Source organism: Rufibacter aurantiacus, from assembly GCF_017916345.1.
Taxonomy (GTDB): Bacteria; Bacteroidota; Bacteroidia; order Cytophagales; family Hymenobacteraceae; genus Nibribacter; species Nibribacter roseolus.
On sequence record NZ_JAFMSV010000002.1, the window covers coordinates 347,366 to 372,481 of the forward strand.

The window sequence follows — 25,116 nt, forward strand, 5'->3', positions numbered from 1 at the left end:
TTACAAGGTAATTAAGGGTTATTTCCCTTTGCCATTCAAGAAAGCCAAAGCCTTCTCCAGGACAACATCTGTTTTAGAAGCAGCCGGTTCGCTGATGAAATCAACCAGGATAGCCGGCGTGTAGGTTTCTCTTGGTGAGCCGTTCACGTGGAAAAGTTTCTCCACCGGGAAAGAGAACCCGATGTTGGTGTTGGGCATCTGGTAAGAATAGATGGCGCCGTTGAGTCCGGCCATTCTGGTGCCCACGGTGGTGGCCCGCTGCAGGCCGTCAAACGCAATGGTGATGCCCTCGCCCACGCTGCCCGTCCAGTGGCCCACCAAAACCGCCATGGGTTTTTCATAGGCTTTTCCCCTGGGCGACACCACTTCCACCCAACTGCGCTTCACGCCGTACTGCCGCTCCTCGGCGGTGAGCTCGTGTTTCTGATAGAACTGGTCTTTGGTGATGAACCTTCCCAGAATGGCCCGGGCCACCGTGGTGTTGCCGCCGCTGGGCGTTTCCCGAAGGTCCAACACCAACGCCCTGGTGCTTTCCAAAGAGTTGAGCACGCTATCGAAAGCCGGGATGAGCGTATTGTCAAACAGGCAGTTGTTGATCTTGATATACCCGATGCCGTTGATAATCCGACTCTCCACATTAGCCGGGTACCGGATGTCCTCCAACAGCATTTTAGGGACATCAGGGTAGAAAGTGCGGCGTTTGCCTTTGTCCTGCACGGTGATTTTTCGGGGCTGCACGTGGTTTCCAGCCAGCAGCAGGCGGAGGGCAAAGTTCTGCGCTTCCGGGTCTACGGTTTTGAGCGACTTTCCCAAAAACGGCCTCAAAGCGGCTTGTACCGGCACATCGTTCACAGACACAATCTCCATTCCGGCGCGCAGGCCTACTTTCTCGGCACCCAGCCCGTTTCTTACCTCCAGCACCATCGGCTTGCCGTTCACAAACTCGGCCCAGACATCGGTGCCGGAGGGCACCAAGCGAGAAGATTGCGGGGTGTTGGTGTTCAGCCCAGCGTGGTGGTCATACAGTTCATTGAAGACCCGCTCAAGCAGGGAAACAAACTGCCGGTTGTCCGTAACGGAATCCAACTGGGACTGGTAAAGGGCGGGCACCTTTGGCCAATGGGTCTGTTTCTTATCAAAATAACAGTAGTCTTCCCCAATGGTTTTCCAGAAGTATGTGAAATCTGCCTTGTACTGCTCTTTGGTGAGTTTTTTGGCTTGGCCAAACAGAAAGGCAGACTGAACCATGATTATAGCCAGCATGACACCTACTTTAATGGCTCCAGTTTTACCTAACATCCGCACTCTCCCACAAAAGGAATTTCTGAAGAAGCACCCGTTTTCAGGTCTTTCACCAACAACACACCTTCGGTCTTGAAAACTTCTTCTCCACTGGGAGAAGACTTCTTCACGATGGCCCTGAGTTCATATTTGACGCTGGCGTCCCGGTACGGGGCATCGGTTTTGACACTGTCACTTTTATCTATGCACTCAAGTCTCACCAGCTGGCCTCCAATGGAGACAAACGCCAGATTGGCATAATTATTCATGTAAATGTATTTGCCTGCGGCAAACTCCTGCTTGTTCCGGGAGAAATAACAGGAGCAGCCCTCTACCTCCTCCGGGAATTCAGAATAGGAATCCAGCACAATGGCCTTTGGCCTGGAAGTGGCAGGCTCCTGTGGCTGTTCTACTGGAGGTTGTTCAAGCGGAGCGGAGGCCTGCGCGGGTTTATTTTCTTCCGCTGGGGCAGGTTTCTGAGTACAAGAAACAAACAGCCAGTATAGCAAGAGCAACCCGCAACACGTTTTCATCATGTGAGGCTACAGTGAGAGGTTAAGCGTTTCTAACAGCCCCTCGGCTAAGGTGCGGTCATTGCTCAGGCGGGGCACTTTGTTCTGGCCACCCAGTTTGCCCTGGCGTTTCATGTACTGCTGGAAAGCATCTGGTGGCAGGGCCGTCACTTTGAGGTTGGCCAGGATGTTGCCCGAGATCAGGTCGTCATAGTAGCTGTTGCGGCGGCGCAGGTGCCAGTTCAGGGCTTTGGCGAACCGCTCGGGATCATGGGGCGGCGTGTCATAAGCAATGAACCACTCATGGTAAGAAGCGCCCTCGCCCTGGCTCACGTACGGCGCCACGGTAAACTCGGTCACGGCTACCTCGGGGAACTCCTGCATGGCATCATTCAAAGCGCCTTCCACTTCTTCGCCTATCACGTGCTCGCCAAACGCCGAGATGAAATGCTTCAATCGGCCGCTTACCACCAGTTTGTGGGGGAACAGCGAGGTGAACTTAACGGTGTCCCCTATGGAATAGCCCCAGAGCCCGGCGTTGCTGTTGATAATGAGCGCATAGTTCACCCCGGTTTTCACCTCGCCTAAAGTGAGGCGGCGCGGGTTGGGCTGGTGGTACTCCTCGGAGGGGATGAACTCAAAGAAAATGCCGCTGTCAGCAAGGAGCAGTAGGCCAGGATCATCCTGCATGTTCTGGTAAGCGATAAAGCCCTCGGAGGCCGGGAACGTCTCTATGGAATCCACCTTGCGCCCGATGCTCTCTATCAGTTTGGCCCGGTACGGCGCGAAATTGACGCCACCGTAGACAAACAGGTTGAAGTCCGGGAATACGTCTTTGATTTGCTTGCCGGTGCGGGCCATGATTTTGTCAAAGTACATCTGCACCCACGGCGGAATGCCTGAGATGAGCGTCATGCGCTGGTTTATGGTCTCGTTCACAATGGCCTCCAACTTCGTTTCCCAGTCTTCAATGCAGTTGGTATCGTAGCTGGGCAGTTGGTTTGTGCGCAGGTAGCCCGGCACGTGGTGGTTCACAATGCCAGAAAGCCGACCGGTATTGATGCCCGCCACCTGCTCCAGCACCGGGCTGCCGCTCAGGAAAATGAGTTTACCGTCCAGAAACTGGGCGCGGCCGGTCTCGTGGATGTAATTCAGCAGGGCGTTCTTGGCGCCGTTGATATGGTTGGGGATGGAATCCTGGGTAATGGGAATGTATTTTGTGCCCGAAGTGGTACCCGAGGTCTTGGCGAAATAAAGCGGCAGACCCGGCCAGAGCACATTCTGTTCACCCTGTTTTAAGCGGTCAAAGTACGGGCGCAGGCCTTCGTAATCACGTGCGGGTACGGCCTGGGCAAAATCCTGCGGGGTCTGGATGTCCTTGAAATAATGGTCTTTCCCGAAAGCGGTGTTAGCGGCTTTGCCGATGATAGACGTAAAAACCTGCTGCTGCGCCTGCGCCGGATGCTCCATCCAGCTCTGCTGCCGGGCCACGGTCCAGGCCGCCAAAGGTTTACTCAAGAACGCTTTTACTCCCATGTAGACATTTTGCTAGTGATTGAACAAGCGGGGAAAACCTTTCATTTGAGAGAAAACCCTTCGGGATTTACTCTTTGAAAGGTGGTAAAGATAGTAATCTTCCGGAAGTTCTTTTCAGCCTCCTGGGTACGCCACCATTTAAGGCCCCTATTCCCAAAACTGGCTTCAAAACGGAAGCTTCTCTCACAAAGGTTCTTACGGTTCTTCACCCTTTCTATTAGAAAGACTACCGTTCTGTTCCAGGGTTGCTTTGAGAAAACCGGCCCTAAAACAGCTTTACATCTAGTGCGGTACCCAGCCTTGCATTCTCCTCAGTAAGCCAGGTATTCAACTCTCAACATGAGAGCAAAAATACAGCTACATACACCTGCCTCTCAAACGTTTATACTCCTGTCCTATTTCCATTCCTGGTAAAAACCTGGCCTGAACGGGCCATTAGACACCTTGGCTACATATAAAGAAATAACATAGCTTATAACAAAACCTTGCTTTGTAGATCAGGTTATATATACTGTTATTCAACTATTTAAAAATCAACCATATGAAAAATTTTATCTATGCATTACCCGTCATGGTGATGTCGCTCTGCCTGAGTAGTTGCGACACAGAATTAGTTGAACCCCAAAACGTAGCCGCGGTGGCGAAAACCGCTGATGCGCAATCGCCTTACACGTACACGGCGCATCTTCGGCCGGAAGAAGAAACCCGGGAGGTGATCAGTAATGCCACCGGACAGATTATCCTTAGATTAAGCAAAGACGGAACCCAGCTCTATTACAAGTTGATTGTGGCCAACATGGAATCAGTGCTTTTTGGGCACCTGCACCTGGCCCCAGCCGGTGAAAACGGTCCGGTAGTGGTGGATCTGGTGGGCAGTGTCTCCAATCCTTCGGGCGTCATTGCCGAGGGCATCATCACCAGCGCTTCCCTGAAAGGACCTTTGGCCGGGAAAACCCTATCTGATCTGATTGCGGCCATAGAAGCGGGCAATATCTACACCAACGTCCATTCGCCTACCTACCCGGCCGGGGAAATAAGAGGGCAGGTGAAGTAAAACGGTGCTAAAACAAACCAGCAAAGCCGATGAAATCCCAGCCCATGGTCTATTTCCTTAGCCACATTGCTGTTAGTTTATGACGCGTTTCCACAGAATCTATCATAAACCAGCCAGGCACTTAGCGTAAACCAAAGCCAGCGGAAGAAAACCGGAAGCAGCACAAAGCTTTCTGTTTTTACCGTTGGCTTTGGTTTGATAGGCCACCCGTGTACTTTTAGTCCTGACCGGAAGACGAGTTGCGGATAAAGCAGAACAAGCCCTGGAAAACCAATTCGGATATTTTTTAGTACCTTATCTCATATCTAACCAACAATAAACTTAAAACTATGGCAAATAATACAGGTACAGGCGTCTGGGAAGGTGGCCTGAAAGACGGTAAAGGAACTGTTTCCACCCAAAGCGGCACCCTGGATGCGCGTTATTCCTTCGGTTCGCGTTTTGAGGAAGATATGACCGGCACTAACCCCGAGGAACTGGTGGGCGCGGCGCACGCGGGCTGTTTCTCAATGTTCCTGAGCAGCCTGCTGGAAAATGCCGGCAAGAAAGCCACCTCGGTAAGAACCCAGGCCAAGGTATTTCTGGGTCAGGAAAACGGCCCTTTCATCCGCAGGATAGACCTTACCACCGAGGTGGAAGCCTCTGGCCTGTCAAATGATGAGTTGCAGGAACTGGCGCAGAAAGCCAAAGAAGGCTGCCCCATCTCCAGAGCCTTGGCCTCGGTACCAGAAATGAACCTCACCGCCACTTTGAAAGGCGCCTAGTACAGATGGCAGACCCCAAAGCTGGTATTAAAAATTCACTATCTTTGTCCAATAATTTTAATTCATGAAATCATTGGCTAGGGTTGGGTTGCGGCCGTCACGTGACCACAAAATTTCCTTCGGGGTGCAGTTGGGTTTGGTTTTGCTGTGGATGGCATACGGGTTGTTCATGATTTTCACGGAACCTGATTCCTCCACCAACGACCGGCATTTCATCCACTATGTCTTCCTGATTCTGGCTTTGGGTTACCTGTTGTTCATCCTGGCACAGAACACGTCTTTGTTTGGCCAGCAGTCTTATTTGGAGATCACGCCAGCGTACGTAGTGGAGAAACGAGGCCACTTCAAGAAGAAGATAGCCATTCACCTGCAGGATGTGACGGGCATCTCGCTCAACAACACCCAAGCCCGTTTTGCCATGCGCGACGGCAGCCGGTGCCTGGTGAACCTGAGGCTGGTAAGCACCCGCAAGGGCCAGCAGCTGGCCAAAACCAAGCTCCTGGAAGTAGCAGACCGCCATGCCATTCCGGTAACGGATACGTCTACCACGCCTACCAGAAGATAATTCCGTTTAGGAGCTCTTTTTTCTGAAACCGGCATAAAACAGAAGCGGCCACCCTGCAAAGAGTGGCCGCTTCTGTTTTATGCCGGTTCCTTTTTTTAACCTGAAGGTCAGAAAAGGGGCAGGAAATGCTTAGTTCAGGTTAGGTTGCGGAGTAAGGCGCAGGTAAGGCTTCACTACCACGTGGCCTTTCGGGAATTTGGCTTCCACTTCCTCCTGCTTCACTGATGGCAGAATCACGCAGTCCTGGCCGTTTTCCCAGTTAGCCGGGGTGGCCACGCTGTGGTTGGCGGTCAACTGCAGAGAGTCAATCACACGCAGGATCTCAGCGAAGTTACGACCCGTAGAGGCCGGATAAGTAAAGATCAGCTTCACTTTCTTGTCTGGCCCGATAATGAACACAGAACGCACGGTGAAAGTATCGCTGGCGTTAGGGTGAATCATGTCATACAGGTCAGACACTTTCCGGTCTGCATCTGCGATGATAGGGAAATTGACCGTGGTATTCTGCGTCTCGTTGATATCCTGAATCCAGCCGTGGTGCGAGTCAATGGGGTCTACGCTGAGGGCCGCAACCTTCACGCCGCGACGGTCAAACTCATCTTTGATGCGGGCCACTGCACCCAACTCGGTGGTACACACAGGGGTATAGTCACGCGGATGGGAAAACAATACAGCCCAGCCATCGCCAATCCACTCATGGAAATTGATAGTGCCTTCTGAGGTTTCTGCGGTAAAGTCAGGAGCGATGTCGCCTAATCTTAATGCCATGGTCTTGTCTTTTATGTTTTGCAAAAGGTGTTCTGTTCTCTCTTCTCCTATTTTGAACTCAACATAATCGCTGCAAAACAGCCATTACGCTTGAGAATCTCTATAGAAGAAGTAGACAAATTAAGACACCAATTACTGTAAATCCAACTAAGGAAGAAGAAAATTATTAAGTTGATAAGGAATCAGGATGTAAGCAAAGCGATTTTTCAGCGGTAAATCCCTATTCCCGGAAAAAGTGGCAACAGTGATTTAGAGCCATGGAAGTGGCTGTTAGATGGCTGAAAATTGGTCTTTTCAGACGGCAGAAGCAGATGTGATTGTTGGTGATAACACCAACAACGGCGAACGTCAGGCACGACACGCGAGGTTGTGAGAGGAAGTATAAGGAATGTAGGGGCACCTCTTGTGGGTGGTCTTCGCTAAGCTTCCGGTTATTTCCGGTAGCTGTTGGCTATTGCGGAGAGCCCGCCGGAGACAAGGCATGCCTTGTCTCTACATGATCAGGTAATCCGAGCAGGCATCAAAACCACCTAGTTCCTGCGGCGGGCTGGGGCGAAGGCCTACAGTGAGGCCGAGGACCGGCCTGCGGCACGGATAAACTGTTCAGGTGGCAATGGCCTACGTCAGCTATGCAAAAGATAGCTTTAGCCAGGTGGTACCTTAAGTGAAGCCTCACTGTCCGAGCATCAGCGAGTTTGAGGCTTCTTGATTCTTTTGGTTACTTTTCTCATCAAGGAGAAAAGTGACAAACCTCCAAACGGAGGAGCAAGCGCGGGAAACAAGCAAGAAGGAAGTGGGAGGTAGCTGCATTTAGTGAATTGAAGGGTAGTATATCGCCGTTTTTGGTGAGTACACCAACCAAGGGGATATATTTCCAACAGGAACCTCTGCCAATTCGCCAATCAGGAGATTGGCTGTCCGGGAAGTGCGGAGAGCGCTGCCGCTAACTCTCCGCACAACGCTAGCGAAATCCGAGTTTGAGGCTAGCGCCTCACGGCAGTTGCAAACTGCAGACCATGGTAGGTCCAAGTCACAGACTTGAACCAGAGAGGAAAGCAAACCACTTAAAACAAAAAAGCTGTTTCAAGGCTGCTTTTCGAAAACAGGCTTGAAACAGCTATAAAAAAGTCTTTAAATCTGGTTAAATCTGGTTGGCCTCTTCCTCCACTACTAATGCGGTGACTTTAGAGAAATCAGCGAGGTAGGTGGTGTCCAGAATATCGCAGGTAGCATCACGGACGCGTTTCATGAGCAGGCGAATCTCGCAGGTGGCCTCATCCACGCACTCCTCGCACTTGCGGTAATACAGGTGGCTTACGCAGTGCACGGGGGCCAGTGGGCCATCTACCATTCTAATGACGTTACCTACGGAGAGTTGAGCCGGGTCTTTCACCAGCGTGTAACCACCGTTTTTGCCGCGGGTGCTTTGCACGATTTGCTGCACTTTCAGGTCCACCAGAATGGCTTCCAGGAACTTGCGCGGGATCCGCTCGGCGGCGGCAATCTCAGAGATAAGCACCAGACCGCGGTCATGCTGCTTGGCCAAATAAAGAAGCGCTTTGAGGGCGTACTTGGCTTTTTTTGATATCATAGGTAGGTAAGAGAAAACGCGTTATTAAACCGCCTTCACCTTGAACTTCTTCTGTAGCTCCTGGATAGAAGCCTTGAATTTTTTGTCGGTGTCAATAAGGTCAGAGACCGTCTGCACCGAGTGGATAACCGTGGAATGGTCTCTGCCGCCGAAATGGTACCCGATGGACTTGAGCGAGTGGCTGGTGTATTCCTTCGCGAAATACATGGCCACTTGGCGGGCAGTCACAATCTCTTTCTTGCGGGTTTTGGCTTTGAGTGAGTCTAGGCTTACCTGAAAGTACTCGGCCACGGTTTTCTGGATGAAGTCCAGGTTCACCTCGGTCTCCACATCTTCAATGATGTGTTTCAGGGCCGCTTTGGCCAATTCCAGGTCAATCTCTTTGCGGTTCAAGGAGGACTGTGCTATTAACGAAATAAGCACGCCTTCCAGTTCCCGCACGTTGGTATCCACGCTGTAGGCCAGGTACTCAATCACGTTATCGGGGATGTGGATCCCGTCAGACTGCATCTTCTTCTGGATGATGGCCATCCGGGTCTCAAAATCCGGGCTCTGCAAATCGGCGGTCAAACCCCACTTGAAACGGGACAACAGACGCTCTTCCAAGCCTTTGAGGTCCCGCGGCGGGCAGTCTGAGGTCATCACAATCTGCTTGCCAGACTGGTGCAGGTGGTTGAAGATGTGGAAGAACATCTCCTGGGTTTTCTCCTTCCCACTCAGGAACTGCACATCGTCAATGATGAGGATATCTACCAATAGGTAAAAATTGGCGAAGTCCTGCACGCTGTTGGTCTTCAAAGACTCAATGAACTGGTTCACGAACTTCTCTGACGAAACGTACAGCACGAATTTGTCTGGGTTGTTGCCTTTGATGTGGTTACCTATTGCCTGCACCAGGTGGGTCTTACCCAATCCTACGCCGCCGTACACCATCAAAGGATTGAAAGAGGTGGTACCCGGCTTATTGGCCACGGCGTAGCCCGCTGAGCGTGCCAGACGGTTGCAGTCTCCCTCAATATAGTTCTCAAACGTGTAGCTCTGGTTCAGCTGCGAGTTGAAGAAGTGCCGGTCAATGGCCTTTGACTCAAACGGGTTCTTCAGGAAGCTGCGTTCAGGGCTGTAGGAATTAGCAACCGCGGCTGGCACCTTCTTGGTAGGGATATTTACCGTCTGGGGCTTGCTGTGGTCGTTGCCCTGGTCTACTATAATAGAATACTCCAGGCGGCCTTCGCTGCCCAGTTCCTGGAACACCACTTTCTTGAGCAGTCCCACATAGTGCTCTTCCAGCCACTCGTAGAAGAATTGGCTGGGAACCTGTATTGTGAGTACGTTTCCGGCCAAAGACAAAGGCACGATGGGCTCGAACCACGTCTTGTAGCTCTGCTCGCCTATGTTGTCTTTGATAACCTGTAAACAGTTATGCCAGACGGTTGTACAGTCTTTTACCATTAACATCGCTTCTTCCAATCCCGCGTTTTATTGAGTGACGAATTTCTGAGGGGGTTACAAAAATGGAAAAAAAGTTGAGAGAAAAAAACTTGAAGATTACGAATTTATGACACTCTCATTCAAAGGCAGCACAGAAGCCGTGCTAGCCGTTTTTGACCTGCTTTTTCTATCAAAAGAAAAATCTATCCGGCCCAGGTTGATACCCGACCAACCCACCTGGTTCACCAGGGTCACGTGCCCGTCTGCGTGGGTGAATTTCTCGGGCTCATCCAGGAACGTGTGGGTGTGGCCCCCAATGATGAGGTCAATGCCGTTCACCTGCTGGGCCAGTTTGCGGTCGCTGATCTTGTCGTACTCATAGGTGTAGCCCAGGTGCGAGAGGCAGATCACCAAATCCACGTTCTCCTGCTCGCGCAGCGTTTTCACCATTTTCTGGGCCGTCGCCACAGGGTCAAGGTATTTGGTGCCGGCAAAGTTATTATCCGCTACCAGACCAGCCAACTGGATACCCAGCCCGAACACGCCCACGCGCACGCCTTCCTTCTCAAACACTTTATAAGGTTGGAAACGGCCTTTAAGAATGGTGTCTGTGAAATCATAGTTAGAGATAATGAACGGGAAACCGGCGTGCGGCAACTGCTTCTCCAGCCCTTCCAGGCCATTGTCAAAGTCATGGTTGCCCAGGGTGGCCGCGTCATAGCCCATCTGGGTCATGAGTTTGTACTCCAGCTCTCCCCCGAAGAAGTTGAAATAAGGTGTTCCCTGCCAGATATCACCGGCGTCCAGCAGCAGCACGTTGGGTTCCTGCGCCCTGATCTGCTTCACCAGCGTTGCCCGGCGAGCCATGCCGCCCATGCCTCCGTTCTTGCGCCCGTCATTGGGGAACGGATCAATGCGGGAGTGCATGTCATTGGTGTGCAGAATGGTCAGTTTGATAGGGGCAGCAGCCGCATTGCCCAGGCTCGGCAAGCCCAACAAAGCCAGACCCGCCGTTCCAGCCACCGTATTCTTTATAAAATCGCGACGATTCATCTTTTCAAATTTGGAGATTTGGGGATTTGGAAATTTGAAGATTGGAAGTAGTGGGAATTTGAAGATGTAGGGATGAAAGAATCATTTTCAAATCTCCAAATTTTCAAATCTTCAAATCTAGTTCACCACTTTCACCCGGCCGTCTTTGCCGCCGGTTACCGGTTTGTTCTGGGCGGTACGTTGCTTGATTTCTTTCATGATGGCATCACGGGCCAGCAGACCGGTTTTTTCTACTTTGAGGGCATTTTTTAGAAAACCCATGTTATCTCCACCGTTGGCCAGGTAATCTGAGATAGCCAGGGTGTAGGTCTTATTGATGTCAAAAGGCTTGCCCCCGATGGTGATTTCCTCGGCCCTGGCGTTGCGCAGGGTATAGGTGGCATTGGCCACGAACAGGATCTTAGTGCGCGCGGCAAAGTCAAACATCTCCTTCACGGTGGCGCCGGAGAGCGTCAGAACCAGCATTTCGTTTTCAAAGGGCATAAGCTCAAACACGTCGCCTACGGTGATGGGGCCCTGGTCTATGGGGTTGCGCAGGCCACCGTTGGTCATGCCTCCCATGTCAATGGGTTTGCCGTAGACGGCCATTACCTGGGTGCGGCTCAGGTCAGCGACCAGGTTGCCCAGCGGCGACTCAATCTCACCGCGGTTAATGGCTTCGGGGGCCTGGCCAATCACCTCGTTCATGGTCTGGTCTACCCGTGTGCGGTAGGGCGTGATAGTGCGCTCAGCAGTGGAATCTGGGGTGATTTGGGTATTGACCGGGATATCGGTGGTGGGGGAAAGACTGGCGGATGGAACCAACTCTTTCTGGCAGCCCGTCAGTGCCAGGGCTACTCCCACACTCAGAGAAATGTGACGAGTACGGAAATCCGAAAATAAAGACATGTATTAATACTGAATTTTAACAAAGGTACGGGCCATGGCCTGAAAAACCCAACCGCGTTTAGGTCTTCACAAGGCTATCTTACGGCAAAACCAGGTTTAAAGGCCATTATCCTATCAAAGCCATTGCCCCTTTAACCCCTTGACTTTTAATTAGTTTATTTCTATACTTGTTGCACTTCGGTTAAGAATTGTATGCAATAGGTTTACAAGCGCAGAGACCAATTATGGCCCAAAACATCAGGACTCTTCTTCCAGAATGCGGAAACCGGCAGCCCCAACTGTTTCAGAACCCATGTCCTGTGCACCGGCCTGATGACAAAGCACATACGCCCCAATGGCCTTCGCCCATGGCAATTTCCCCGCTTTGGGGCGCGTTATCCCAATACGTTTCGCCGCTGGTCACGGCACGGGCACCCGGCGAAACTGATCTTCCACTCGCCCGTACTACACTACCCGCACGGAACCCCCGTTTCCTGCCCATTTCAACGTAAATACAGGAAAACACAAGGTTCTACCTGATTCCCCGGACTACTCTTTTTCTTTGATTTTCGTAGAAGGGAAAGTTGGGGCTTTCAGACTTTTCACCATCCATCACCCAATCAAAAAACCATCACTACTATGACCACATCCTATTTGCAGTACAGTAAATTCATTTTACTGAAAGTTAGTTTTGATGTAGTGTTATTTGAAAAAGAGTTCAGGAAATGCCTTCGGTTGTTGCTCACCCACGAGATTCGGGAGTTGAAGCGCTGGTGCCGGGCCACTTTCCCCAAGCGTTTCAGAGGTATCATGGGCCGTTGCTTCCGGTATTTCTGGCGTAACAGATCCGCGGCAGCCGGGCAGCAGTAACCAGGCCCCTGCACTTAAGTAACCTTAGTTTAACCGCAAAGCGTCCATATCCCCACCATCTTCCCCGTTTCCAAGGCCTGAAAAGCCCGGGAACGGGGATTCTCTTTTAAGGCCGATTTCCGGAAAACAGGCCTTAAACACCCGTTGGTTTCAAATTACAATCACTCCAATCCCTAAGGTGCCGCCTTCTGCCGGGCAAAGTGCGTGGTTCATCGTTTTGCCGTATCTTGCAGAACCCAAAGACCAGGCCTTGCCATGCAACAACCAGAAAACAAACTACCGTCCCACGCCAACGTGCCGCTTGCCTCTCAGGTATTGCTGGTGCGCCCCGCCCATTTCGGGGCCAACCCCGAGACCGCAGCCACCAACGCTTTCCAGCAGGAGGTGCCGGCGGGTGCCACCGCCCAGGTGCAGCAGAAAGCCCTGGATGAGTTCAACCAGTTCCTGTTAAAACTGTGGGCCGCCCGTATAGACGCGGTAGTTCTGGACGATGTGGAAGACCCGGCCACCCCTGATGCCATTTTCCCCAACAACTGGATTTCCTTCCACAAAGGCGGCAAAGTGGTTTTGTATCCCATGCTCTCCCCCACCCGGCGCCTGGAGCGCCACCCTGATCTGCTAACCCAACTTAAGGAAGAGCACGGCCTGCCCTTCACTCAGGTCATAGACCTCACCCATTTTGAGAACGAAGGCAAGTTCCTGGAGGGCACCGGTAGCCTGGTGCTGGACCGCCAGCACAAAATTGCCTACGCATGCCTCTCAGAGCGCACCCACATGGAGCCCCTGCAGGCTTTCTGCGAAGCGCTGGACTTCCGCCCCATCGTGTTTCATGCGGTGGACGCCAACGGCCTACCCATCTACCATACCAACGTGATCATGAGCATAGGCGCCGATTTTGCGCTCGTGTGCCTGGAAGCCATTGAAGATGAGGAAGAACAGGGGATTTTACTTGAGGCTCTGGTGGACACGGGCAAGGAGATCATCGACCTGTCTTTGGCCCAGGTGAAGAAAATGGCGGGCAACATGCTGCAGGTCCGCAACAAGGCCGGCGAACCGGTGCTGGTGATGTCAGACAAAGGCTACAAGGCCCTGCGCAAAGACCAGTTTGAAGACCTGAACGCGCGCACCAAGATTGTGCGCTCTGATCTGCGCACCATTGAAGCCCACGGCGGCGGAAGCGCCCGCTGCATGCTGGCTGAAATCTTCGTTTAATTGCTGATTGTTCATTGCTGATCGAAAAAACAACAATCAGCAATGAACAATCAGCAATCCTGTTTACAGCCCATCTTCTGAAAATGGGGCCTAAAACACTTTCCATCCCTACAGGGCAATACCGTCTAATATTAGTGTGGCAGAAACTGAAAACGTGGGCGAAACGCCTGAAGGCCGATGTCTGGGCGGTGGCGCTAGCCATTCAGGATGCCAGAACGCCCTGGCCCGCTAAAGCCATGGGCGCCCTTACCGTGGCCTATGCCCTCAGCCCCGTTGACCTGATCCCTGATTTCATTCCGGTTCTGGGTTATGTGGATGACCTGCTGCTGCTTCCGTTGGGCGTCTGGCTTACCATTAAATTGCTGCCAGCCGATATAATGGAAGAATACCGCCAGAAAATAGCCTTGGAAGGAAGACCTCGGTTCAAACACAGCAAATGGGCCGCCGCTGTTATTATACTTTTGTGGGCGCTGGCGCTTTGGTGGGCCGGAAGTTGGGCCTGGCGCTGGTACCAGAACCGCTAAAGATTCAGGATCACCTGCTGCAGTTTCTTCGCGTCTGACGTGGCGTTGCCCCCAATGGTGTTGTTGAAGAAGCACCAGACAGTTTTCTCATCTAGTAGCCAATCCTGCGCCATGTAGCCAAACCGCTCCAGTTCCTCCTCGGGGTAGGCGCCCCGGTATAGTTGCTCGTGGCCGTGCAAACGCATGTAGACCGTATCTGTGGTAGCCGTTGCCAAGGCTGGCCATTTCTTCCCGGCACTGATCACCACTAATGAAATATTGAATTCCTCCAGCAGTTCCAGGACTTCCTCGGTGTGCCAGGACGCATGCCGTACTTCAAGCGCGAAAACAGTGGTGGGGTACAGGTTGCGGAGCAGGGTGAAAAAGTGCTTCGCGATGAGTTCATTAAAGTGAAAAGAACCCGGTAGTTGCACCAGCACAGGGCCTAAGCGTTCGCCCATGAGCAGGAAACGGTCCATCCACTTGCGCAAGGGGTCCTCAATGTTTTGCAGGCGGCTCTCATGGGTGATGGAGCGGTGCAGTTTAGGCGCGAACTTGAAGTGGGCAGGGGTGCTTTCCAGCCACTTCAGGATGGTTTTCTCCATGGTGAAATGGTAGAAGCTACTGTTCACCTCGGTGCAGTTGAAGTGCTGGGCGTAAAAAGGCAGCATCTCCGCCGATTTGATGTCTTCCGGGTAGAAAATCCCCCGCCATGCATAACTCCAGCCTGAGGTACCGATGTATAATTGATCTTGTGCAATATCCATGCTGCATACAGACGCAGAATCTGGCGGGAGGTTCTGACCACTTTGAGCCTCTTTCGAGAAAATCAGCCTACAAACAGGAACCTCTTAATTTTAAAGCAGAAGAACAGAACCAGGCCCAAGCCAGTTTACCCGTATTTCAAACCCAGCTGCTAAAAAATGAGGGAGGTAAAGCTGTTTTCACCTTCAGCAAAAAGAAAATGCAGGTAATTGACAGACACCCGGCTCATTTAGGGCCTGTTTTGCTTAAAACAGGGGTAAAACGCTCATCGCAAACCAGGCGGCAGCCGTAGAACAGTTCAGGCAAAAAGCTATCTTTACCACATCATACGCCTGCCTTCTTTATGACAAACCCTACCTCATCTGAGGCATTATTCCCCGAGTTTGGCCTGGTTACGGCCGAGCAATGGGTTGCCAAAATAAAACAAGACCTGAAAGGAGCCGACCTCGCCGACCTGCACTGGCAGAGTTACGAAGGTATCACCGTCGCGCCTTTTTATACCCAATCAAACGTGCCGCAGAGTGGGACCCTCAACACCACTCCGGGGCAGTTCCCGTACCTGCGCACCGCCAAAACCGACAAGAACAGTTGGGTGAACCTGCAGCCCATCTTCTCCTCGGGCAAGGGCCGCGAAGCCATAGACAAAGCTGCGGCGGCGCTCACCCGCGGGGCAGATGGCATCCATTTCATCATGGAGAACGGCTATGATTTTGACGTGGACTACCTCATCAAGGAGATTGACCTGACCAAAGTGCCGGTCTCCTATACCGTTTCCACCGAGGCGGCTAATTTTCTCCACCACCTTACCACCGGTTTGCACCGCAAAAGGATCTCGTTGGCCACGCTTAACGGTTTCCTGAAATGCTCCCCTATTCTGTCCTCGGAGAGCTATAAGCAGCTGGACATGGAGCATGCCATGCACTTGCTGGAACAAACCCTGGATGCGCCCAACTTCTACGCCCTCACCATCAACGGATCGCACTTCAGTAACAAAGGGGCCACGCTGGTGCAGGAGCTGGCTATTACTCTGGCCATTGCTGTGTGTTACACCAACGGCCTCACCCAGCAAGGCCTGCCGGCGGAGAGTGTTTTCCGGAACATGCAGTTTCACCTGACCGCAGGCACCAATTACTTTTTTGAGATTGCTAAGTTCAGGGCCATCCGGTTGCTGTGGGCCAAGGTAGTGGAAGCCTACGAGGTACCCACCGAAGCGGCCTCGGCCTTACGCGTCCATGCCTCCACCTCGCGCTGGCACCAAACCACCCTGGACCCGCACACCAACCTGCTGCGCCACACCACCGAGATGATGAGCGCCATCCTTGGCGGCGTAAATTCCTTAGAGGTAGAGCCTTTTGACTCCACCTTCCGGCAAGACAATGAGTTCAGTGAGCGCATCGCCCGTAACATCCCCATCATCCTCAAGGAAGAAGCTTACCTGGACCAGGCCATTGACCCGGCGGCGGGTTCTTATTACATAGAGTACCTTACCCGGCAGATAGCGTTGAAAGCCTGGGCCCTGTTCCAGGAGATTGAGGCCCAGGGAGGTTTTATCCCGGCCTCCAACGCCGGTTTCATCCAGGAGCTGATCAAGGAAACCAGCAGCCAGAAGTTCAAAGACATTGCCAGCGCCAAAGAGGTGATTGTGGGCACGAACAAGTTCCCCAACCCCAAGGAGCAGCATGAGTATGACCCCGAGAAGCTGATCCAGAGCAAGCACTTTGACAATACCCGTGGGGCGTACTCCTATGAAGTCATGCGTTTGGCCACCGAGCTGCACTTCCGGAAGAAAAACCGGCGTCCGCACGCCCTGGTGGTGCACATGGGCACGGCCATACAGGAACACATCCATGCCACCTTCGCCCGGGAGTTCTTTACCTGCTCGGGTTTCACCACCCAGGTACTCAAGTTTGAGGATGTTCCCACTGCTTTGGCCAAAGTAAAGGATCTGGATGTACAGGTCATTGTCATGGCCGCACCGGAACGCCAGTTCAATGAGTTCGCGGAGGCCTTCGCCAAAGGCATGCGCGCGCAACACCGTCAGGGCCCGGCCTTGATCCTAGCTGATGACCCCATGCAGTTGAAAGAAGAGCTCCAGGCCAATGGCTTTGATGATTTCCTCTTCAGGGGCTGTGATACGAAGGAAATTATTACCCGCATTCAGGAGCGCTTGGGTGTTTGACGCGCGGGGCGCGTCATCAGTCCTGAGTCTTGAGTTCTGAGTTAATGTTTTGATACAATCCTCTCCATGAGGAGACCTCCCTCCTACTTGTCCTCCTGGAAGGATCTTGTGGGCGAACTGGAAAGACAAGAGCAATGAAATAGTATCCCCTGCTTTGGATAACTGCAAGTAAGATTGACAAAGCCAATTTACCCGAAACGGAGACTCTTGCACTTAGTTGCCTGAATTTCAGTTCGCCCACAAGATCCTTTCAAGAGGACAAATAAGGGCGGCCAAAGCGGGAAACAGCCGGAACTGTACCAATGATAATTCATGCAGGCATCTAGATACCTGCTACATGATACAAACACATGAAACCAGATTTCACCAAGATACCATTTACGTTTCAGGGCTCTACTTTAGGAAACGAGCCCAAAGCGCAGCCCAAGACCTGGAAAACCGCTGAGCGCCTGCCGCTGCAGAACTTCTATACCAAAGAAGACACGGCCGCCTTTGAGCACCTGGATTTCGCCGCGGGTCTGCCACCGTTTCTGCGCGGGCCGTACAGCACCATGTACGTCAAAAACCCGTGGACCATCCGGCAGTACGCGGGCTTCAGCACCGCCGAGGAATCCAATGCCTTCTACCGCCGCAACCTGGCTGCCGGGCAGAAAGGGCTCTCGGTGGCCTTTGACTTGGCTACGCACCGGGGTTATGACTCTGACCACCCGCGGGTGGTGGGCGACGTGGGCAAGGCCGGAGTGGCCATCGACTCCATTCTGGACATGAAGATTCTGTTCGATCAGATTCCGCTGGACCAGATGAGCGTTTCTATGACCATGAATGGGGCCGTGCTACCCATCCTTGCCTTCTACATTGTGGCTGCCGAGGAACAGGGCGTGAAGCCGGAGCAGCTGAGCGGCACCATCCAGAACGACATCCTCAAGGAGTTCATGGTGCGCAACACCTACATCTATCCGCCGGAGCCCAGCATGAAGATCATTGCCGATATCTTCGCCTACACCTCCCGCCACATGCCCAAGTTCAACTCCATCTCTATCTCGGGTTACCACATGCAGGAAGCAGGGGCTACCGCCGATCTGGAGCTGGCCTACACCCTGGCGGATGGCCTGGAATACGTTCGCACCGGTTTGGCCGCAGGCATGGACATTGACACCTTCGCGCCACGGTTGTCGTTTTTCTGGGCCATTGGCATGAACCACTTCATGGAGATTGCCAAGATGCGCGCCGCCCGTATGCTGTGGGCCAAACTCATCAAGCAGTTCAACCCCAAAAGCGACAAATCCCTGGCCCTACGCACGCACTGCCAGACTAGTGGCTGGAGCCTGACCGAGCAGGACCCGTTCAACAACGTAGCCCGCACTACCGTGGAGGCTTTGGCAGCCGCCCTGGGCGGTACCCAAAGTTTGCACACCAACGCCCTGGACGAAGCCATCGCCTTGCCCACCGATTTCTCGGCGCGCATTGCCCGGAACACCCAGATTTACCTGCAGCAGGAAACGCACATCACCAAAACCGTGGACCCCTGGGGCGGCTCTTATTACGTGGAGGCCCTCACGCACCAACTCGCGCACCGCGCCTGGGATTTGATTCAGGAGGTAGAGCGCCTGGGCGGCATGGCGAAGGCCATTGAAACCGGTCTGCCCAAAATGCGCATCGAGGAAGCCGCGGCCAGGAGGCAGGCGCGCATTGATGCTGGTAAAGACGTGATTGTGGGCGTGAACAAGTTCCGTCCCGAGACCGAGGAGCACCTGGAGATTCTGGATATTGACAACACCGCCGTGCGCGAAGCCCAGTTGGCCCGTCTTGCCCAGCTCCGCGAGAACCGTGATGAGGCCGCCGTGTTCTCCGCCATGGATGCGCTTACCCAAGCCGCCGAGACCGGCGATGGCAACCTGCTGGAGTTAGCCATAGACGCCGCTCGCGTGCGTTGCAGCCTGGGCGAGATTTCGTATGCCTTAGAAAAAGTATTCGGCCGTCACCGGGCCACCATCAGATCCATATCCGGCGTGTACAGTTCAGAGATTTCAGACGACGAGAACTTCGGCAAGGCCCAGGCCCTCGCCGACCAATTTGCGGAACAGGAAGGGCGTCGACCTAGAATCATGGTGGCCAAAATGGGCCAGGACGGCCATGACCGCGGCTCCAAAGTCATCGCCACCTCCTTCGCAGATTTAGGCTTTGACGTGGACTTGGGTCCGCTGTTCCAAACCCCAGAAGAGGTAGCCCTCCAAGCCGCCGAAAACGACGTGCACGTGGTGGGCGTGAGCAGCCTCGCTGCCGGACACAAAACCTTGATTCCGGCTTTGATATCAGAACTGAAGAAACTAGGACGCGAGGACATCATGGTCATCGCCGGAGGCGTGATTCCGGCGCAGGATTACCAGTTCCTGTATGATACCGGGGTATCTGGGGTTTTCGGGCCTGGCACCGTGATCAGCGTGGCTGCGCAGGAGATTCTGGAGAAGTTGATGAAGGGGTAAGCGTTGCAGCAATTGCCTTGATGAGGCCTAACCAATCAGTTAAAAATTCTAGGGGATGGTATTTATTGCCATCCCCTTTTTCATTACATTTCATAAACCAGATGCTATTCCCAGCGCAAACAATGACAGTATATCCTTAGGAGCCGTCTTGCCTGAAAGAGGGTGCGTTTTCAGGGCAGTTTTCATAAAATAAGCTATAAACAAAATCTATACTCTAATGGAAGCCTTTACCCCAGATGTAATTGTCAGTCCTTCTAAACGCATTAGGGACATGGTATTCAGCCAGGAAGCCACGGAAGAAAGCCTCATTGGCGTAACGGGCCTCCCTCCTGCCACCACTGATATCCGTTTCCAGCTCAAGGATGTGTACATCAAGCGGAAAAGGGAGATTGGCCGGGGTGAGATTTACGTGGTTACGGTCATCGCAGATGATGCCTCTGCAGAGCCTTTGCAGTTGCAGACCATGGTCTTTGAAAATGTAAAAAATAAATCGCACCTGGATCTGGGGCCCAAGGGCCTGACCTGCTACCGAAACACTCCTGGCAAAATCCCCCGCTTTTTAGACTACCGCCTCATGGTGATGGAGTTTGACGGTGGCGCCAGAGACATGGGAACGGTGATAGCGGAAGTACAGGAAAACCAGCAGTTCCAAAACTTCAAAAACGCCATTGCCGGTATCACCACCCTGGGAGCGCCACAGATTGCATTGATTTCCGGAGCCACAGATTTCGTCCTGGCGTTGACGGCCAAGTTATTGAAAGCGAACAAAGATGATCAGCTGTTCCTGGTACAGGGTTCCTTTGACAACACCTTTGATGCACTGGGCGTGACCGAAGGGCTCATTACCCAGGGCAATAAGTATGCAGAGATCACCTATCAGATACAAGCAGTATAAGCCTTGCCCCTTCATCAAGGCCCTGAGGGTGCAGATTTCACCTGCTTAAATAGTCCTGTTTTAGGCCTTGTTTTCTAAAAATGGCCCCTAAACCCACTTCTTCAGATTTTTCTACTTTTCTTCTTTCCGGCATTAAACCTTCTGATTGTAAGCTTTGTCTAAGGCTGCGTGAGTTCCACACCAAACACAACCCTTTACACAACTTACAAGCAAACCTAGTATGAAGAAATTCTTATTGACGCTGGGGCTGGTTTCCTCCTTCGCCGGGGTAGCCATGGCCCAGGGTCGGACCCAGCCCGCCGATTCTACGCGTCGGGTAGCCGGGGCCGCCGGTATGGCAGGCACTGCAAACCAGAAAGCCAAACCCAAGGCTTACGCCGATGTCATCACCGACAAAGCCCAATCCAAGTCTGGTTTTTTCAAGACCCACAAAGTAGAAGACAAGTACTTCTTTGAGCTGGCAGACTCCGTGCTGGGCCGTGAGATTCTGGTGGTGAACCGTATCTCCAAAGCCGGTGCCGAAGTACGCGCCGCCTCAGGGTACGCCGGTGACCAGATTGGGTCCTCGGTGATCATGTTTGAGAAAGGTCCAGATGACCGCATCTTCATGCGCAAAATCTCTTACGCCACCTACAGCCCAGACAGCACCAAGTCTATGTACCAGAGCGTGCAGCGCTCCAACGTGCAGGCCATTGTGGCTGCTTTCAACGTGGCTGCGTACAGCCCCGGCAACAAAGGCAGCGTGATAGATGTCACTGACTATATCAAAGGCGAGAACGAGATTTTCTCGTTCAGCAACGCGGCGGCTAAAACCCGCATCCGGTTGGGTAACTTCATCCCAGACCGCAGCTATATCCAGAACGTGCGCAGCTTCCCGCAGAACGTGGAAGTAACTTCCGTGAAAACGTACGTGCTCACCCCTCCTACCACCGGTTTCGGGGCGGCTCCGGCCGGCGCAGGTGCCGCTAACTCCAACTTGAACGGTTCTTCTACCATTGAGGTGAATACCTCAATGGTGGTATTGCCTAAGAAACCCATGCAGCCGCGTTACTTTGACCCGCGCGTTGGTTTCTTTACCGTAGGCTACACAGACTTCGATGCCAATCCGCAGGGCGTGAAAGAAATCCAGATGGTGAAACGCTGGAGACTGGAGCCGAAGGAAAAAGACATGGCCAAATACAAGCGCGGCGAGCTGGTGGAGCCTAAAGAGCCCATCGTGTTCTACATTGACCCGGCTACGCCGAAGAAATGGGTGCCTTACCTGATCGCCGGCGTGAACGACTGGCAGAAAGCGTTTGAGAAAGCCGGTTTCAAAAACGCCATCATAGGCAAAGAAGCGCCTTCTGCGAAAGAAAACCCGAACTGGAGCCTGGACGATGCCCGTCACTCGGCTATCGTGTACAAGCCTTCTGAGATTTCCAACGCCAGTGGTCCAAGCATCTCTGACCCACGCAGTGGCGAGATCATGGAAAGCCACATCAACTGGTACCACAACGTGATGAAACTGGTGCACGACTGGTATTTCATCCAGACGGCCGCCATTGACCCACGCGCCCGCAAAATGGAGTTCTCAGACGAGCTCATGGGTGATCTAATCCGCTTTGTGTCATCGCACGAAGTAGGCCACACGCTTGGTCTGCGCCACAACTACGGCTCCAGCTCAACGGTGCCGGTAGAGAACCTGCGCAACAAGAAATGGGTGGAGCAGAACGGCCACACCCCGTCTATCATGGACTATGCCCGTTTCAACTACGTGGCCCAGCCAGAAGACAACATCACCTCCAAAGGCATTTACCCAAGAATTGGCGACTATGACCTGTGGGCGATTGAGTGGGGTTACCGGGTTCTGCCTAACGCCAAAAACGCAACGGCCGAGATTCCTATGCTCAACAAAATGACCATGGAGAAACTGAAGAACCGCCGCAACTGGTTCGGGACGGAGATCAACCCAGATGACCCACACTCTCAGAACGAAGACTTGGGTGATAACGCCATGAAAGCTTCTGAGTACGGCATCAAAAACCTGCAGCGTATCCTGGCCAAACTCCCGGAGTGGACCAAAGAAGAAAACGAAGGTTATGAGAACCTGGAAATAATGTACGGTCAGTTGACGACCCAGTTCAACCGGTACATGGGCCACGTAGCCAAGAACGTAGGTGGTATCTATGAGAACCCCAAAACGGTAGAGCAGGAAGGCGTGATCTATGAGCGCACTCCGGCTGCCACCCAGAAAGAAGCCATGACGTTCCTGGACAAGCAATTGTTCTCTACCCCTACCTGGTTACTGGCGCCAAACGTGCTCAACAACACCGGCACTAACCCAATGGTAGTGGTTTCGCGCAGCCAGCAGGCCGTGTTGAACCGCCTCATCAGCAACAACACGCTAACCAAGCTCATCGCGGCAGAAGCCATGGACGGTGACAAGGCCTACAAGGTAACCGACTTCTTCAATGACATGAACGGCTCTATCTTCAGAGAAGTGAAAAACAAGCAGGCCATTGACGTGTACCGCCGTAACCTGCAGAAGATGTACGTGCAGGAACTGATTGACCTGGTGAAACCGGCTCCGGCTGCAGCGGGTGCTCAGGCAGCCCAAGGCGGCAGAGGCGGTAACGCTGCCCCAACCATGGATGCCCGCACCAGCGATGTGGTTTCCGTGGCCAAAGCCGAATTGCGCAACATTAACAACCTGATCAAAGCATCGGCGGCTAACCAGGCAGATTCATTGAGCAACTACCACTTGCTGGATCTTTCTGACCGCATCAACGAAGCCCTGAACCCAAGAAGCTAAGCTTCTTTTGGCCTTAAACAGAAAAAGCGGCTCCTAAACGGAGCCGCTTTTTTTATGCCTTGTATTTTCATTTCAGGGCTTCTTTTCAGAAAACAGCCCCAAATCGCTTTACTTTCCGGCCTGGCTGGGCACCAGCTTTTTCTTAGCATTGAGCCAGCTTTTGGCCTCTTCTATGTCTGAGAACATCCGCATCTCAAACCCTTCCACTTTCTGGTGCATTTCCTCGCTGGAGACTTTGGCCAGGGAGTCGTCGCTGACCACGTGGGCAAAGTACTGCAGCCCATTGGCCACGGCACGAGGTGTCCAGTCAGACGCAATCCACTCCACCGCATGGTTCCAGGGACCCAGCACCTCCCGGTTATCGTTGAGAAGACAGGCACTCCCCGAAGCAGCAATAAGCCCCAGGCAGACATTGGCGCCCTGCACAATGCTGTCAAAGGATTGGTACCCGATCCAGTTGTTATAGACCCAGTGGTGCGCCAGCTCATATTGGGTGGTAAGAAAGAGCTTACCCAATGAATTTCTTACTTCTTGCTTCATAGAGGACGGCATGGGATGAATAGCAGAATAATTTTTCCTTGGTTCTTTGTTCCTATTCTTAGGCAAGCTACAACATTTTGCCTGATTAGGTTCTCCGGTGCGTCTGATTTTGAGGGAAAAACCACCAAGAAGAAACCTAGGCGCCAGTTTGTTACGTCCCCTAAGAGGGATTTCCCTTAAAAAGCTTCGTTTATCCCCAATAGAATTCCGGCGGGGGCGTTATTTAGACTCTGGCCTAATCTTTGAATTCTGCTGTTGAAACAGCGTTGCTTACGTGAAGATGAAGAATATCAATAGACTTTTGCTCCTGGTTCCTTTCTGGTTTCTTTCCCTGGCAGCGCAGGCCCAGAAAGAAGTAACCACCTGGTATTTCGGGCACAATGCCGGCCTGTCTTTCGCAGACCCCGCCAATCCGCAGCCGCTCAAAGACGGCAAGATGTTCAGTGAGGAAGGCTGCGCCGTACTCTCCGATGCGTTGGGCAACCTTTTGTTCTACACCAACGGCATGCAGGTCTGGAACCGCAACAAGCAGATCATGGCCAACGGCGATTCGCTCAAAGGCCACGAGTCTTCCACGCAGTCCTCGGTGATTGTGCCCAAACCCGGCACCTCCCACCTCTACTACCTTTTCACCACCGATTTCCAGGGCCAGAGCCACGGCCTGCAGTACCACCTCATTGACCTGAGCCGCAACGGCGGCCTGGGTGAAGTAGTCTCCAAAAACAACCTGGTCTTCGCCCCCGTCACCGAGAAACTTACCGCTGTGAAACACCGCAACGGCCGCGACTTCTGGATCATCACGCACCGCTGGAACAGCTCGGCCTTCTACGCCTACCTGGTCACCGCCGATGGCATCACCTTCAAACCCGTGGAGAGCCACCTGGGCAGCATCCACTCCGGTGACAACGGCGCCACCATCGGGTACATGAAAGCCTCGCCGGCCGGCAATAAACTGGCGGTGGCTACCTGGGCCGCGGTGAACAAAATTGAGGTCTTTGATTTCAACAACGAGAACGGCAAACTGGCCCTGGCCGTGGATTTAGGCAAATTTGACGAAGCCTACGGCGTGGAATTCTCCCCCGATGGCACCAAACTCTACGGCGGTAAAAACGGCATTGCCGGCGGCGAGGCCCGCATCTTCCAGTTCGATCTGGCAGCCGGCACCAATGACGCCATCATCCACTCGGGCAAACAAGTGGCCAAAAGCATGAGCCGTAAAATCGGCGCCCTGCAACTCGGTCCGGATGGCCGCATCTACGTGGCCCGCAACAACAGCACCTGGCTGGGCGTGATCCGGAACCCCAACGCCCTGGGCGAGGCCTGCGACTACAAAGACGCCGGCATCAAACTTGGTGATCAGAAAAGCGCGCTGGGCCTACCTAATTTCCCAGCCTTCTATTTCCAGAACCTGGCCCCCTCCACCAGTGCCGTGCTGCCAACCAAGTAAGGTTAGCCTTCG

Annotated in this window: 21 protein-coding genes; 11 read left to right on the plus strand and 10 right to left on the minus strand. The window is 53.0% G+C overall.

The features are described 5' to 3' along the window. Window positions 1-18: 18 nt before the first annotated feature. The 3 genes from J3P34_RS06865 to J3P34_RS06875 form a co-directional block, all read right to left on the minus strand. A complete protein-coding gene (locus J3P34_RS06865) occupies window positions 19-1,263 on the minus strand; it encodes a S41 family peptidase (RefSeq protein WP_210487368.1) in 1,245 nt (414 codons plus the stop codon). Between the two features lie 29 nt (window positions 1,264-1,292). Continuing rightward, complete coding sequence (locus J3P34_RS06870) at window positions 1,293-1,649, minus strand: hypothetical protein (protein ID WP_210487370.1); 357 nt, start codon at window positions 1,647-1,649, stop codon at window positions 1,293-1,295. Between the two features lie 174 nt (window positions 1,650-1,823). Then, entirely contained in the window at window positions 1,824-3,329 is a 1,506-nt protein-coding gene (locus tag J3P34_RS06875) for a GH3 auxin-responsive promoter family protein (protein ID WP_210487372.1), read from the minus strand. Between the two features lie 541 nt (window positions 3,330-3,870). On the opposite strand from J3P34_RS06875, the gene J3P34_RS06880 reads away from it, so the two are divergent. The 3 genes from J3P34_RS06880 to J3P34_RS06890 all read left to right on the plus strand — a co-directional run bounded on the left by J3P34_RS06880 (window position 3,871) and on the right by J3P34_RS06890 (window position 5,712). Then, window positions 3,871-4,383: a CHRD domain-containing protein gene (locus tag J3P34_RS06880; RefSeq protein WP_210487373.1), complete on the plus strand. Its 513-nt coding sequence runs from the start codon at window positions 3,871-3,873 to the stop codon at window positions 4,381-4,383. 329 nt (window positions 4,384-4,712) lie between these two features. Next, complete coding sequence (locus J3P34_RS06885) at window positions 4,713-5,147, plus strand: OsmC family peroxiredoxin (protein ID WP_210487374.1); 435 nt, start codon at window positions 4,713-4,715, stop codon at window positions 5,145-5,147. Window positions 5,148-5,211: 64 nt separating this feature from the next. Beyond that, a complete protein-coding gene (locus J3P34_RS06890) occupies window positions 5,212-5,712 on the plus strand; it encodes a hypothetical protein (protein ID WP_210487375.1) in 501 nt (166 codons plus the stop codon). A gap of 129 nt (window positions 5,713-5,841) precedes the next feature. On the opposite strand, the gene J3P34_RS06895 is transcribed toward J3P34_RS06890, so the two are convergent. The 5 genes from J3P34_RS06895 to J3P34_RS06915 all read right to left on the minus strand — a co-directional run bounded on the left by J3P34_RS06895 (window position 5,842) and on the right by J3P34_RS06915 (window position 11,440). After that, window positions 5,842-6,480 carry a peroxiredoxin gene (locus J3P34_RS06895; protein ID WP_210463791.1) on the minus strand — a complete coding sequence of 213 codons (639 nt, stop codon included), beginning with the start codon at window positions 6,478-6,480 and terminating at the stop codon, window positions 5,842-5,844. A gap of 1,141 nt (window positions 6,481-7,621) precedes the next feature. Beyond that, entirely contained in the window at window positions 7,622-8,071 is a 450-nt protein-coding gene (locus J3P34_RS06900; protein WP_210487376.1) for an RrF2 family transcriptional regulator, read from the minus strand. Window positions 8,072-8,095: 24 nt separating this feature from the next. Beyond that, entirely contained in the window at window positions 8,096-9,520 is a 1,425-nt protein-coding gene (gene dnaA / locus J3P34_RS06905) for a chromosomal replication initiator protein DnaA (protein WP_210463789.1), read from the minus strand. A gap of 96 nt (window positions 9,521-9,616) precedes the next feature. Continuing rightward, entirely contained in the window at window positions 9,617-10,552 is a 936-nt protein-coding gene (locus tag J3P34_RS06910) for a bifunctional metallophosphatase/5'-nucleotidase (RefSeq protein WP_210487378.1), read from the minus strand. A 117-nt stretch (window positions 10,553-10,669) separates the two neighbouring features. Further along, window positions 10,670-11,440, minus strand: coding sequence for a 5'-nucleotidase C-terminal domain-containing protein (locus tag J3P34_RS06915; RefSeq protein WP_210487379.1), 771 nt, complete (start codon window positions 11,438-11,440; stop codon window positions 10,670-10,672). Between the two features lie 618 nt (window positions 11,441-12,058). Here J3P34_RS06915 and J3P34_RS06920 point away from each other — a divergent pair. The 3 genes from J3P34_RS06920 (at window position 12,059) to J3P34_RS06930 (ending at window position 14,025) form a co-directional block, all read left to right on the plus strand. Beyond that, on the plus strand, window positions 12,059-12,289 hold the full coding sequence (locus tag J3P34_RS06920) for a hypothetical protein (protein WP_210463786.1): 231 nt from the start codon (window positions 12,059-12,061) through the stop codon (window positions 12,287-12,289). Between the two features lie 255 nt (window positions 12,290-12,544). Further along, window positions 12,545-13,501 (plus strand): citrulline utilization hydrolase CtlX, encoded by a 957-nt coding sequence (gene ctlX, locus J3P34_RS06925; RefSeq protein ID WP_210487381.1) that lies wholly within the window; start codon window positions 12,545-12,547, stop codon window positions 13,499-13,501. Between the two features lie 134 nt (window positions 13,502-13,635). Next, entirely contained in the window at window positions 13,636-14,025 is a 390-nt protein-coding gene (locus J3P34_RS06930; protein ID WP_345890338.1) for a YkvA family protein, read from the plus strand. Here J3P34_RS06930 and J3P34_RS06935 read toward each other — a convergent pair. Further along, entirely contained in the window at window positions 14,022-14,771 is a 750-nt protein-coding gene (locus J3P34_RS06935; RefSeq protein ID WP_210487385.1) for a DUF72 domain-containing protein, read from the minus strand. The genes J3P34_RS06930 and J3P34_RS06935 overlap by 4 nt on opposite strands. Before the next feature lie 341 nt (window positions 14,772-15,112). On the opposite strand from J3P34_RS06935, the gene J3P34_RS06940 reads away from it, so the two are divergent. The 4 genes from J3P34_RS06940 to J3P34_RS06955 all read left to right on the plus strand — a co-directional run bounded on the left by J3P34_RS06940 (window position 15,113) and on the right by J3P34_RS06955 (window position 23,117). Further along, on the plus strand, window positions 15,113-16,948 hold the full coding sequence (locus J3P34_RS06940; protein ID WP_210487387.1) for a methylmalonyl-CoA mutase subunit beta: 1,836 nt from the start codon (window positions 15,113-15,115) through the stop codon (window positions 16,946-16,948). Window positions 16,949-17,298: 350 nt separating this feature from the next. Then, entirely contained in the window at window positions 17,299-19,431 is a 2,133-nt protein-coding gene (scpA, locus tag J3P34_RS06945) for a methylmalonyl-CoA mutase (RefSeq protein ID WP_210487389.1), read from the plus strand. Between the two features lie 217 nt (window positions 19,432-19,648). Next, a complete protein-coding gene (locus J3P34_RS06950) occupies window positions 19,649-20,326 on the plus strand; it encodes a hypothetical protein (protein WP_210487391.1) in 678 nt (225 codons plus the stop codon). 220 nt (window positions 20,327-20,546) lie between these two features. After that, window positions 20,547-23,117, plus strand: a complete 2,571-nt coding sequence (locus J3P34_RS06955) for a zinc-dependent metalloprotease (protein WP_210487393.1) — start codon at window positions 20,547-20,549, stop codon at window positions 23,115-23,117. Between the two features lie 108 nt (window positions 23,118-23,225). Here the strand turns inward: J3P34_RS06955 and J3P34_RS06960 are convergent, their stop codons facing one another. Then, a complete protein-coding gene (locus J3P34_RS06960) occupies window positions 23,226-23,657 on the minus strand; it encodes an STAS/SEC14 domain-containing protein (protein ID WP_210487395.1) in 432 nt (143 codons plus the stop codon). Between the two features lie 280 nt (window positions 23,658-23,937). Between J3P34_RS06960 and J3P34_RS06965 the strand changes: the two genes are divergently transcribed. Next, on the plus strand, window positions 23,938-25,104 hold the full coding sequence (locus J3P34_RS06965; protein WP_210487397.1) for a YncE family protein: 1,167 nt from the start codon (window positions 23,938-23,940) through the stop codon (window positions 25,102-25,104). The last annotated feature ends 12 nt before the right edge of the window (window positions 25,105-25,116 follow it).

Coding starts and splice junctions, on each gene's coding strand:
- J3P34_RS06910 (WP_210487378.1), bottom strand. CDS start 10,552: ATGAATCGTCGCGATTTTATAAAGAATACGGTGGCTGGAACGGCGGGT.
- J3P34_RS06915 (WP_210487379.1), bottom strand. CDS start 11,440: ATGTCTTTATTTTCGGATTTCCGTACTCGTCACATTTCTCTGAGTGTG.
- J3P34_RS06890 (WP_210487375.1), top strand. CDS start 5,212: ATGAAATCATTGGCTAGGGTTGGGTTGCGGCCGTCACGTGACCACAAA.
- J3P34_RS06960 (WP_210487395.1), bottom strand. CDS start 23,657: ATGAAGCAAGAAGTAAGAAATTCATTGGGTAAGCTCTTTCTTACCACC.
- J3P34_RS06935 (WP_210487385.1), bottom strand. CDS start 14,771: ATGGATATTGCACAAGATCAATTATACATCGGTACCTCAGGCTGGAGT.
- ctlX (WP_210487381.1), top strand. CDS start 12,545: ATGCAACAACCAGAAAACAAACTACCGTCCCACGCCAACGTGCCGCTT.
- J3P34_RS06865 (WP_210487368.1), bottom strand. CDS start 1,263: ATGCTGGCTATAATCATGGTTCAGTCTGCCTTTCTGTTTGGCCAAGCC.
- J3P34_RS06940 (WP_210487387.1), top strand. CDS start 15,113: ATGACAAACCCTACCTCATCTGAGGCATTATTCCCCGAGTTTGGCCTG.
- J3P34_RS06920 (WP_210463786.1), top strand. CDS start 12,059: ATGACCACATCCTATTTGCAGTACAGTAAATTCATTTTACTGAAAGTT.
- dnaA (WP_210463789.1), bottom strand. CDS start 9,520: ATGGTAAAAGACTGTACAACCGTCTGGCATAACTGTTTACAGGTTATC.
- J3P34_RS06955 (WP_210487393.1), top strand. CDS start 20,547: ATGAAGAAATTCTTATTGACGCTGGGGCTGGTTTCCTCCTTCGCCGGG.
- J3P34_RS06950 (WP_210487391.1), top strand. CDS start 19,649: ATGGAAGCCTTTACCCCAGATGTAATTGTCAGTCCTTCTAAACGCATT.
- J3P34_RS06885 (WP_210487374.1), top strand. CDS start 4,713: ATGGCAAATAATACAGGTACAGGCGTCTGGGAAGGTGGCCTGAAAGAC.
- scpA (WP_210487389.1), top strand. CDS start 17,299: ATGAAACCAGATTTCACCAAGATACCATTTACGTTTCAGGGCTCTACT.
- J3P34_RS06965 (WP_210487397.1), top strand. CDS start 23,938: ATGAAGAATATCAATAGACTTTTGCTCCTGGTTCCTTTCTGGTTTCTT.
- J3P34_RS06900 (WP_210487376.1), bottom strand. CDS start 8,071: ATGATATCAAAAAAAGCCAAGTACGCCCTCAAAGCGCTTCTTTATTTG.
- J3P34_RS06875 (WP_210487372.1), bottom strand. CDS start 3,329: ATGGGAGTAAAAGCGTTCTTGAGTAAACCTTTGGCGGCCTGGACCGTG.
- J3P34_RS06895 (WP_210463791.1), bottom strand. CDS start 6,480: ATGGCATTAAGATTAGGCGACATCGCTCCTGACTTTACCGCAGAAACC.
- J3P34_RS06880 (WP_210487373.1), top strand. CDS start 3,871: ATGAAAAATTTTATCTATGCATTACCCGTCATGGTGATGTCGCTCTGC.